This window comes from Agromyces aerolatus, assembly GCF_031432255.1.
Lineage (GTDB): Bacteria > Actinomycetota > Actinomycetes > Actinomycetales > Microbacteriaceae > Agromyces.
In genome coordinates this window covers 285,184-296,399 of record NZ_JAVKGQ010000002.1, presented here as the reverse complement: position 1 = coordinate 296,399, position 11,216 = coordinate 285,184, and the positions used below count along the sequence as shown (strand labels likewise).

Below are 11,216 nucleotides of genomic sequence, written 5' to 3'. Positions count from 1 at the left end.
GCGTTCATCGAAATCGTGACGTCAGTCGTCGTCTTTGCGCTTGCGCCACTTGATGCCGGCCGCGATGAGGCCGTCGAGGTCGCCGTCGAACACGGACGCCGGGTTGCCGACCTCGTAGCCCGTGCGCAGGTCTTTCACGAGCTGCTGACCGTAGAGGAAGTACGAGCGCATCTGGTCGCCCCAGCTCGCGGTGATGACGCCCGCGAGCTCCTTCTTCTTGGCCGCCTCCTCCTCGCGCTTGAGCAGCAGCAGGCGGGTCTGCAGCACGCGCATCGCGGCCGCGCGGTTCTGGATCTGCGACTTCTCGTTCTGCATCGAGACGACGAGGCCCGTCGGGATGTGCGTGATGCGCACAGCCGAGTCCGTCGTGTTGACCGACTGACCGCCCGGGCCCGACGACCGGAAGACGTCGACGCGGATATCGCCCTCGGGGATGTCGACCTCCTGCGCCTCCTCCATGACGGGGATGACCTCGACGGCCGCGAAGCTCGTCTGGCGTTTGTCGGCCGAGCCGAACGGGCTGATGCGTGCGAGCCGGTGCGTGCCGGCCTCGACCGAGAGCGTGCCGTACGCGTACGGCACGTCGACCTCGAACGTGGCCGACTTGATGCCGGCGCCCTCGGCGTAGGACGTGTCCATGACCTTCACCGGGTACTTGTGCCGCTCGGCCCAGCGCAGGTACATGCGCATGAGCATCTCGGCGAAGTCGGTGGCGTCGTCGCCGCCGGCGCCCGAACGGATCGTCACGACCGCGCCGCGCGAGTCGTACTCGCCGTCGAGCAGCGTCTGCACCTCGAGCTGACCGACGACCCCCTCGAGCGCGGCGAGCTCCTGACGCGCCTCCTCGGCGGCTTCCTCGTCGTCCATCTCGGCGGCGAGCTCGACGAGCACGTCGAGGTCGTCGAGCCGCCCCTCGACCTCGGTGATGCGCTTGAGCTCGGCCTGGCGGTGGCTCAGCGCGCTCGTCACCTTCTGCGCGTTCGCGGTGTCGTCCCAGAGGTCGGGCGCACCGGCCTCCTCGGAGAGCCGGGCGATGTCGGCCTCGAGCGCGTCGACGTCGACGACCGCGCGAATGTCCCGGAACGTGGCGCGCAGGGCCTGGATCGCCTGCGAGAAGTCTGCATCCAACATGTCCCGAACAGCCTAGCCGTGCGGACCGCCGCCGATCGCCGCCGCGGCGTGAGGGAGATCGGGCCGCGCCGGCGCCGGACCGGAGGCCGAGTCGCCCGGGTGTAGCGTCGAGCACGATGAGTGCCCCCTCGCAGCCCCCCTTCTCCTGGCGCTCGGTGGTGCTCCCCGCCTACCTGCCCACACTCGTGTTCTCGCTGGGCGAGGGCGCGATGATCCCCGTCATCCCGCTCGTCGCCGCCGACCGCGGCGCCTCGCTCGCGGTCGCCGGGCTCGTCGCCGCCATGCTCATGGTCGGCGAGCTCGTCGCCGACCTCCCGGCCGGATGGCTCGTCGCGCGCATCGGCGAACGGCCGGCCATGATCGGCGCGGCCATGCTCGCCGTGATCGCCGTGCTGGTGCCCCTCGGCCTGCCGTCGGTGTTCGCGCTCGGGGTCGGCGTGTTCCTGCTCGGCCTCGCCACCGCCGTGTTCGGGCTCGCCCGGCACGCGTTCCTGACCACGTATGTGCCGGCGCGCGTCCGGGCACGTGCCCTGTCCACCCTCGGCGGCGTGTTCCGCGGCGGCTGGGCCATCGGGCCGTTCGTCGCTGCGGGCATCATCGCCTGGACGGGCTCGAGCGAGGCCGTGTTCTGGGTGCTCGTCGTCGCGTGCTTCGCGGTCGTCGCGGTCCTGCTGCTCCTGCCCGACCCCGAGAAGACGTTCGGTGCGGCACGCGTCGCGCGCGGAGCATCCGGTGAGGTGAGGACCGCGGGCGAGGCCGAGGCCGAAGCCGAGTCCGCGAGCGTGTTCCACGCGATCCGGACCCACGCGGGCGTGCTCGCCCGCATCGGCACCGGGGCGGGCCTGCTGTCGGCACTCAGGGCGAGCCGCACGGTCATCCTGCCGCTGTGGTCGGTGTCGATCGGCATGCCCGCCGAGCAGGCGGCCCTCGTGATCGGCGTCTCGGGTGCGCTGGACTTCGCGCTCTTCTACGTGAGCGGTCAGATCATGGACCGGTACGGCCGGCTCTGGAGCGCGATCCCGGGTCTGCTCGGCATGGCCGCAGGTCACATCGCCCTCGCCTTCACGCACGAGCTGCCCGACCGGGTCGCCTGGTTCACGGGCCTCGCGATCTTCCTCGGCGTCGCGAACGGCGTCACGAGCGGCATCATCATGACCCTCGGCGCCGACCTCGCACCCAAGCGCAACCCCGCGCCGTTCCTCGGCGCCTTCCGCACGATCGCCGACGCCGGCCAGGCGGGCGCACCCCTGCTCATCTCGGCGGTCACCTCGATCGTGTCGATCATGGCCGCGAGCGCCGTCGTCGGCGGGCTCGGGATCGTCGGCGCCGTCATGCTCTGGCGCTGGGTGCCCCGGTACGTGCCGCACGTGCGGCGCGGCCGGCAGGAGTCGCCGCCGGAGGGGGACGACTGATCCACGCGGCGCCGGCGTCGGTCGGCGTCTCAGCCGGACCGGCCGTCAGGATCGCGGCGGAGCGCACGACTGGCGCTGGACGAGCTGCGCGCCGACCCGGTACGTCCGGTTGACCTTCCGCGGAGCGCCCTCGGGCCCCCGCGTGGTCCCGTCGAGATCGATCTGATCGAGCAGGAGATCCACGGCGAGCGCCCCGATCTCCTCCGCGCCGGTGTCGACGACCGTGACGGGCGTCTGCCACATCTGCAGCAACGGCATGTCCTCGTAGCAGATCAGCGAGAGCTCACGAGCGAGCTCGACGTCCGCGGCGACGAGGCCGGGCATAATGCCGAACACGGCCTCGTGGTTGGCCGCGAAGAGCGCCGTCATGCCCGGGCGTACGGCCAGCAGCTCGTCGATCGCGTCGGCGCCGAACGTCGGGGTGAACGGCCCCTTCGAGATCAGGCGGTCATCGAGCTCGACCCCCGAGTCCGCGAGCGCCTCACGATAGCCGCGGAAGCGCTCGCGACCCGAGTCGGTCGAGTCGAGACCGCCGATGTAGCCGACCCTGCGGTGTCCGAGCTCCAGGAGGTAGCGCACCGCGGTGTACGCCCCGTCGCGGTCGCCCGCGAGCACGGTGGGGGCGCGACTGTCGGGGGACGACCGGATGGCGTTCACCACGGCGATGTCGCTCTCGAGGAACTCGTTCGTCGTCGCGGCGTTCAGGCCGCTGCCGATCACGATGACCCCGTCGACGCCGTGGTCCACGAGCGTCATGAGCAACTCCTTCTCGACGCGCGGGTCGCCGTCGGTGATGGAGATGATCAGCTGGTATCCCTCGGCACTGAGTTTCCGCTGGACCACCTCGGCGATCGTGTGGAACGAGACGTTCACGAGGTTGTTGAGGACGAGGCCGACGAGCCGCGATCGGCGCGATCGGAGTGCGCGCGCCGCATGGTTCGGGCGATAGCCGAGGTCGGCGGCGACCGAGCGCACCCGCTTCCGCGTGGCCGGCGAGATCCGCGGCGAGCCCTGCAGCGCGCGAGACGCCGTGCTCAGCGACACGCTGGCCGCCTCGGCAACCATGCGCAGCGTCGCTGCCATCGGGCTCCTCCCTCACGAGGTCAAGGCGTCGGCCCGCGGCGCTCCCCACGGGTGAGCACAGCATAGCGGCAGATCGAGTTCGTGTGCGATCGATTCCACGGGATCCGCGGTGATCCCGGACGGTCGCGTGGGCAGCGTGCGCATTGCGGACCGAGAACGCGCGTGGCCGGACGACAAATTCGCACTAGACGGATTCGCGGAACTTGTGCAAACTAGTGCAACCGATGGCACAAAACGCAGATGTTTGCCGTGAATGGAGGCCCCGTGAACCGCCACGACGTCGACTGGTCCGGGTACTGGCCCGCAGCGCCGACACCCTTCCACCCGGACGGGCGCCTGGACGAGCAGGGGCTCGCGGAGCTCATCCGCCTCTACCGCTCGCACGGCGTGCACGGGGTGCTCGTCAACGGCAGCACCGGTGAGTGGTTCGCGCAGTCGACCTCCGAACGGCACCGCGTCGCCGAGATCGCCGTGGAAGCCGCCGAAGGCGCCTTCCCGGTCGTCGTCGGCGTCACCGCGTACACGGGCGCCGAAGCCGCCGAGCTCGCGCGCCACGCCCACTCCGTCGGCGCCGACGGCGTGCTCGCGACGCCTCCCCCGTACGTCCATCCCAGCGCCGATGAGGTCGTCGAGTTCTACCGCGCCCTCGGCGACGCGACACCCCTCCCGGTGATGGTCTACAACTGGCCGCGAGGCGTCTCGGTCGACCTCGCGCAGTCCGCCGGGCTCATGTCGCGGCTCGCCGCGCTTCCGCAGGTCGTCGCGATCAAGGACAGCACGGGCGACTGGAACGCCATGGTCAACACGGTGCAGGCCGTCTCCAGCGAGGTACGCGTGTTCGGAGCGCTCACCAGCCGCAAGGGGCTCGCCGTCATGCTCGGCCTCGGCGGCGACGGGGCCATCGACGGAGGCGGCGTGGGTGCGCCGTACGCGGTGCCGTTCTTCGACGCGGTCCGGGAGGGTAACGCGGAGCTCGCGCGATTCTGGGTCGACAAGTACGCCGCGGTGAGCGGGCGCATGATCAATCCGGACTACAGCGGGCGGTTCGCCTCACCCATCGCGCAGCTGAAGGCCGCCATGCGGCTCCTCGAGCAGCCCTCAGGGCCCGTCCGCGAACCGCTCCTCGACGTGTCGGACCCCGACCGGCTGACGGCCATCGCCGGCGTCCTCCTCGACGGCGGACTGCACGTGCGCGCCGGACGCCTCGCGGAGCTCATCGAGGAAGGCGCGCGCCCGTGAAGCGGACCGCGGATGTGATCGTCATCGGGGGCGGCGTGCTCGGCGCCGCGACACTGTTCGAGCTCGCGGCCCGCGGGCTCACCGCGGTACTCGTCGAGCGATCGCTGCCCGGGAGGCAGGGATCGGGCACCACCGCAGGGAACCTGCACATCCAGGCCGTGCACTCGCGTCGGCCGAATCAGCAGGTGCCCGTGAACGTCGCGCGACTGCTCCCCTTCCAACGCGAGGCGAGCACGCTCTGGGAGGGCGTCGGCGAGCGCCTCGGAGCCGACGTCGGCCTCGTGCGCTCAGGCGGGTTCACGGTCGCCGAGACCGCCGAAGACGTCGAGGAGCTGCACACCAAGTCGCTCTGGGAGTCGGACGCCGGGATTCCCACCGAGGTGCTCGATGGAACGGCCGCACGAGCCGCCATGCCGCAACTCGGACCGTCCGTGCGTGGAGCGACGTGGTGCGCGCTCGACGGCTACGCCAACTCGCTCCTCGCCACGCCCGCGTATCTGAGCGCCGCGCGAACCCTCGGCGCGACCGTGTACACGGATGCCCCGGTCGTGGCGATCGAACGCTCCGGATCGAGCTGGACCGTTCGCAGCACCATCGGCGAGTTCTCGGCGCCCGCGGTCGTGAACGCCGCCGGTCCGTGGATCCAGCAGGTGAGCGCGATGGCCGGCTACCGGCTCGCAATGGCGCCCGTCGCGATCCAGATGCACGAGACGGTCCGCGCCCCGCGCTTCCTGCCCCACCTCGTCCAGCATGTGAGCCGGGGACTCTCCGTCAAGCAGGTCACGACCGGCAATGTGCTCGTGGGCGGCGGCTGGCCGGCGGGCCGGCTCGACCTCGCCGGCCGGACCACGATCAGCGAGGAGAGCGTGGCCGGCAACATGGCCGACGCCATCCGCATCGTGCCGGCCGTCGAGAAGCTGACGCTCTCGCGCGCCTGGCCCGGCCCGCTCGCGGCGACCCCGGACGAGATGCCGGTCATCGGTGAGATCACGGGCTCGGACGGCTTCTTCGTCACGGGAGGGACCTACGCCTTCACCTTCTCGCCGGTCTGGGCACGCACCATGACGGAGCTCATCATCGGCGAGCCCCCCACGATCGAGGTCGCCGACCTCAGCCCCGATCGACTCCTGCTCGACGAGGCCGAGCCCGCGGCGCCTCGCGTGCCCGCCCCCGCACCCACCCTGCAGAAAGCCGACCACTGATGCGCAACACGAACCTCCGCCCGGTTACCCCCGGCATGCCCGGCTCGACCGAGTCCCTCTGGCTCGTCGGCGGTCATGTCGTCGACGTCATCCGCACGACCGTCCGTCGCGACACGAACGTCGAGGTGTTCGACGGCCTCATCCGGGAGATCACCGACACGCCCCCGCCCGCGGGTGCGGCGAGCATCGACCTCGGAGGCCGCTACCTCGTGCCGGGCCTCGTCTCCGTGCACACCCATCTCACGATCGTCTATCCCTTCGACGAGACCGACGTCCACGAGACCTCGGGAGCGAGCGCGCTGCGCGGTGCCAGCCGCGCCCGCGATGCGCTGCTGGCCGGGGTGACGACCGTTCGCACCCTCGACGAGCAGAACCAGGCCGACATCGTCATCCGTCAGGCCGTGGCCGAGGGCTGGCTCGACGCCCCGCGCATCTTCGCGTCGGGCCGGGCGCTCGGGATCACGGGCGGACACGGCAAGGGCATGGCCTGCGTCTACGCGGACGGCCACGACGAGTTCCTGAAGGCGGCTCGCACCGAGCTCGAAGCCGGCGCCGATCACATCAAGGTGTTCATCTCGGGCGGGATCGCGCACGCGGACGAGTCGTTCAACGGCGCCCAGATGACCAGGGACGAGATGCGGGCCGTCGTTCGCGCGACCTCCGAGCAGGGCACGTACGTGGCCGCGCACGCGGGCGGCGGCGATGCGATCCGCGAGGCGATCTCGGTCGGGATCACGGCGTTCGAGCACGGGTACGACCTCGACGACGCCACCGTCGAGATGATGGCCGAGCACCGCGCCTACCTCACGCCCACGTTGTCCGTCACGAGCTGCCCCGAGTGGATGCGGGCGCACGGGTTCACCGAGTGGCAGATCGAGCTCGCCATGCGCGTGCACCCCACGCACCTCGCGAGCATCCAGCGCGCGTTCGGGCGTGCGATCGTCGATCCGGCCCACCTCGACGACGACGGCATCCGCATCGTCGCGGGCACCGACTACCTCCCCGGTGAGCCGAACGACGGCACGTCCTGCGCGGTCAAGGAGATGGAACTGCTCGAGCAGGCCGGGCTGCCCGTCGGCGCGGCGCTGCGCGCCGGAACCTGGGAGGCGGCGCGGCTGCTTCGCGCAGCCGACCGGTTCGGTTCGATCGCCGAGGGGCTCGCGGCCGACCTCGTCGTGACCGCCGAAGACCCGACGATCACCGTCTCTGCCCTTCGCACGATCGGCACCGTCATCCAGGGCGGCCGAGTGGTGCGCAGCGACCTCGACGCCCTCGCAACCTCAGGAACAGGAGCACGGCAATGAATGCGACGCGCACCCTCAAAGTCGCGGTCGACATCGGCGGCACGTTCGTCGATGCGATCTCGTACGACACCACCACGGGCGAGATCGTCGTCCACAAGGTCTCGACGACCCCGGACGAGCCGGCGCGCGGCGTGATCAGCAGCGTCGACGGCCTCGTCGACGACATCGCCGCGATCGAGTCGTTCGCACACGGGACGACGCTCGGGTTGAACGCGATCCTGCAACGGAACGGTGCGGACGTCGGCGTCATCGCGAACGAGGGGTTCAGCGACCTCCTCGAGATCGCTCGCGCCGCGATCCCGGTGTCGCACATGTACGACTTCAGCTACCAGCGTCCCGCGCCGCTCGTGCCCCGGCGCCACCGGCGCGGTGTCCCCGGCCGGCTCGACGCGCAGGGCGCCGAGGTGGTCCCGCTCGATGAGGCGGCGCTCATCGAGGCGGCCCGGGAGCTCATCGAACAGCACGGGCTCGGATCCATCGCGATCTGCTTCCTGCACTCGTACACCAACCCGGTCCACGAACGACGTGCCGCCGACGTGCTCAGGGCGGAGTTCCCGGGCGTGCAGTTCTCCATCTCGAGCGACCTCACGCGTGAGTACCGCGAGTACGAGCGCACGAGCACGGTCGTGCTCGATGCGTACATCCGGCCCGTGCTGAACAACTACCTGGACTCGCTCGAGACCCGCCTCACGGAGGGCGGGCTCAGCCGGCCGCTGCACATCATGCGGTCGGGTGGCGGGGCGATGACCTCCGACCTCGCCAAGCAGGCGCCGCTCACCACGGTGCTGTCCGGCCCGGCGGGCGGCGTCGTCGGCACCACCTTCCTCGCACGTGAACTCGGGCTCAAGAACGTCCTGTCCTTCGACGTCGGCGGGACGAGCGTGGACTCGTGCGTCGTCGTCGACGGCAAGCCGAGCGAGATCCACGAGGCCGAGATCGACGGCCTCCCGCTCCTCATCCCCATCTTCGACATCCGCACGATCGGCGCCGGCGGCGGCTCGATCGCGTGGATGGACGAGGGCCTGCTCAAGGTCGGGCCCCAGAGCGCGGGAGCGGTGCCCGGACCTGCCGCGTACCAGAACGGCGGGACCGAGCCCACCGTCACGGATGCCTCGTTCGCGCTCGGATACCTCGACCCCGACGCGTTCCTCGGCGGACAGATGCAGGTGAGCGCCGAGGCGGCGAAGGCCGCGATCTCCGACCGGATCGCCGGCGCCCTCGGAGTGGACGAGTCGGCGGCCGCCGCGAGCATCCTCCGTATCCTGATCGCGCGCACGGTCGGGGCGCTGCGCGAGATCACGATCGAACGCGGACTCGATCCCCGCGAGTTCACGCTCCTCGCCTTCGGCGGGGCGGGCCCGCTCCTCGCGCCCATGCTCGCGCGCGAGATGGAGATCGACACGACCCTCGTGCCGCGCGTGCCGTCGGCGTTCTCGGCGTTCGGCATGCTCATGTCCGATCTCGAGTACGAGTTCGCAGCGACCTCGCTGCGGCCGCTCACCGACGAGGCCATCGCCGAGCTCGAGCCCACGTTCGCCGAGCTCCGCGCTCGCGCGGTCGAGATCCTCGAGCAGCAGCACGTTCCCGAGTCGGCGCGGGGCATCACGCAATCGCTCGACATCCGATACCTCGGGCAGGAGCACGCCCTCGCCGTGGACTACCTGCCGGGCGAGAGCGCGGCAGACCTGCTGGCTCGATTCAACGAGCTCCACCTCGCGCGACACGGTCATGCGATGGACGAGTCCGGGCAGATCCTGAGCGTCAGGCTGCGCGCGGTCGGCAGGCAGCCGAAGCCCGCGCTCGTGCGGATCGCCGAGGCGGACCGGGCTGCCGAGCCCACCGGCTCGCGGCGGGCGTTCGACGTCGCGACCGACGCCTGGGCGGACTTCGCCGTCTACGATCGCGGCACGCTGCTCGCCGGCCACCGGATCAGCGGGCCGGCCATCGTCGAGGAGGGCACCTCGACGACCGTCTTCTTCGGCGATCAAGAGCTCACCGTCGACGAGTACGGCCATCTTGCGATCCGCCGTGCACCCGCCGTCGAGTCGATCGACTCGACGAAGCTCACCGCCGCCCTCGATGGCGTCGACCTCACCACGGGAGCCTTCGCATGACCACCCACGAACGACTCGACGGCGCCACGGTCGAGGTCATCCGCAACTACGTCGTCTCAGCCGCGGAGCAGATGCGCAGGACCCTCGTCCGCAGCGCGTTCAACCCCGTCATCTACGACGTCCTCGACTTCGGCATCTCGATCTACAACGCCGAGCAGCAGCTCATGGCCGAGGCATCCGGGATCACCCACTTCCTGGGCGCGAACGACCGGGCCCTCGTGCTCGCGAGCGACTACATCGGCATCGAGAACATGGAGCCGGGCGACGTCTACCTGCTCAACTACCCGTACTGGAACGGGGCGCACGCGTACGACGCCATGCTCTTCGCACCCGTCTTCAGCGACGGCCGGGAACGTCCGAGCGCCTACCTCGCGGTGCGCGCGCACTGGATGGACCTCGGGGCGAAGGACGCGGGCTACGTCCTCGACTCGACGGACATGCACCAAGAGGGGCTCATCTTCCCCGGGACGCGCATCGTGCACCGGGGCGAGGTCGTCCGCGACATCACCGAGCTCATCAGGTTCAACTCGCGGCTGCCCGAGCTGACGCTCGGCGACTTCCACGCGCAACTCGCCTCCCTGCGCGTCGGCGAGCGCAGCCTGCATCAGATCTGGAACAAGTTCGGGATCGCGACGGTCGATCAGGCGATCAGGCAGGTGATCGAGCACGGCGAGGCGGTTGCCCGGAAGGCCGTCGCGGCGCTTCCCGATGGGAGCTGGACGGCCGTCGACTATATCGACGACGACAACATCACCGACGACCTCATCGAGATCATGGTGACCGTCACGATCGACGGCGACTCGATCACCGCCGACTACACGGGCTCGTCCCCCGCGGTCGCGGGACCCGTCAACCTGCCCATCGGATCGACGGAGGGCATCGTGAAGGCGACGTTCAAGAGCCTCACCACGCCCAACGAACCGGCGAACGCGGGCCACTTCGCGCCGCTCGAGATCATCGCCGAGGAGGGCAGCATCTTCAATGCGCAGTACCCGTCGGCGACGTTCACGCAGTGGAGCGCGATCGTCGCGACCGAGCTCATCCACAAGGCGCTCGCGCAGGTGATCGAGTCCATCCCCGCCTCCTCGGGCGGCGATGAGCCCGGATTCATGGCACTCGGCCGCGACTCCCGGACCGGACTCGACTACGTCGTGAGCAACAACGAGGGCATCGGGTGGGGCGCGTCCCACGACCACGACGGCGGCAACGCCCAGCAGCACCCCTCGCAGACGACCGTACGGAACACGCCCATCGAGGTGCTCGAGCACAAGGCCGCGATCTTCCACGAGCGGCTCGAGCTCATCCAGGACTCCGCCGGTGCCGGACGGTACCGGGGCGGCGTCGGCGTGTTGCGCGAGGTCCGCTACGTCGATCCCGGCGAGGTGCTCTCGATGAAGAAGAAGTCGAAGACCCGCCCGTGGGCGCTCGAAGGCGGGCTCGAGCCCGAGCCGAGCGAGATGGTCCTGTGGCCGGGAACCGACCGCGAGCTCCGCGTCGGCATGTATCGCGCCGCGATGACGACCGACGACCGGTTCGTCAACCGCACGGCCGGCGGGGGCGGCTACGGCGACCCGCTGGACCGCCCGCTGGACGCCGTCGCCGCCGACGTCCTCGACGGCTACGTCAGCCCGGATGCCGCGGCCGCCGTCTACGGCGTCGTCGTCGATCCCGACGGCACCCCGCATCCGACGCCGGCACGCACGCAACGCAGCACCATCTGAAGCACCACCC

The 11,216-nt window shown here is 70.6% G+C and carries 8 protein-coding genes; 6 read left to right on the top strand and 2 right to left on the bottom strand.

What is annotated here, in order from left to right; all coding sequences use genetic code 11:
* Window positions 1-21: 21 nt before the first annotated feature.
* Window positions 22-1,131, bottom strand: a complete 1,110-nt coding sequence (prfB, locus tag RH864_RS04280; RefSeq protein WP_310516273.1) for a peptide chain release factor 2 — start codon at window positions 1,129-1,131, stop codon at window positions 22-24.
* A gap of 116 nt (window positions 1,132-1,247) precedes the next feature.
* Between prfB and RH864_RS04275 the strand changes: the two genes are divergently transcribed.
* Window positions 1,248-2,543, top strand: a complete 1,296-nt coding sequence (locus tag RH864_RS04275; protein ID WP_310516272.1) for an MFS transporter — start codon at window positions 1,248-1,250, stop codon at window positions 2,541-2,543.
* Window positions 2,544-2,588: 45 nt separating this feature from the next.
* On the opposite strand, the gene RH864_RS04270 is transcribed toward RH864_RS04275, so the two are convergent.
* A complete protein-coding gene (locus RH864_RS04270; RefSeq protein WP_310516271.1) occupies window positions 2,589-3,626 on the bottom strand; it encodes a LacI family DNA-binding transcriptional regulator in 1,038 nt (345 codons plus the stop codon).
* 264 nt (window positions 3,627-3,890) lie between these two features.
* On the opposite strand from RH864_RS04270, the gene RH864_RS04265 reads away from it, so the two are divergent.
* From RH864_RS04265 to RH864_RS04245, 5 genes are read left to right on the top strand one after another with little or no spacing between them, the layout of a single operon-like run.
* A complete protein-coding gene (locus tag RH864_RS04265) occupies window positions 3,891-4,865 on the top strand; it encodes a dihydrodipicolinate synthase family protein (RefSeq protein WP_310516270.1) in 975 nt (324 codons plus the stop codon).
* Window positions 4,862-6,067, top strand: a complete 1,206-nt coding sequence (locus RH864_RS04260; RefSeq protein WP_310516269.1) for an NAD(P)/FAD-dependent oxidoreductase — start codon at window positions 4,862-4,864, stop codon at window positions 6,065-6,067. The genes RH864_RS04265 and RH864_RS04260 overlap by 4 nt, the downstream gene beginning before the upstream one ends.
* Complete coding sequence (locus RH864_RS04255) at window positions 6,067-7,371, top strand: metal-dependent hydrolase family protein (protein ID WP_310516268.1); 1,305 nt, start codon at window positions 6,067-6,069, stop codon at window positions 7,369-7,371. Before RH864_RS04260 ends, RH864_RS04255 begins: the two co-directional genes overlap by 1 nt.
* Entirely contained in the window at window positions 7,368-9,485 is a 2,118-nt protein-coding gene (locus RH864_RS04250) for a hydantoinase/oxoprolinase family protein (protein WP_310516267.1), read from the top strand. The genes RH864_RS04255 and RH864_RS04250 overlap by 4 nt, the downstream gene beginning before the upstream one ends.
* Complete coding sequence (locus tag RH864_RS04245) at window positions 9,482-11,206, top strand: hydantoinase B/oxoprolinase family protein (RefSeq protein WP_310516265.1); 1,725 nt, start codon at window positions 9,482-9,484, stop codon at window positions 11,204-11,206. Before RH864_RS04250 ends, RH864_RS04245 begins: the two co-directional genes overlap by 4 nt.
* Window positions 11,207-11,216 lie beyond the last annotated feature (10 nt).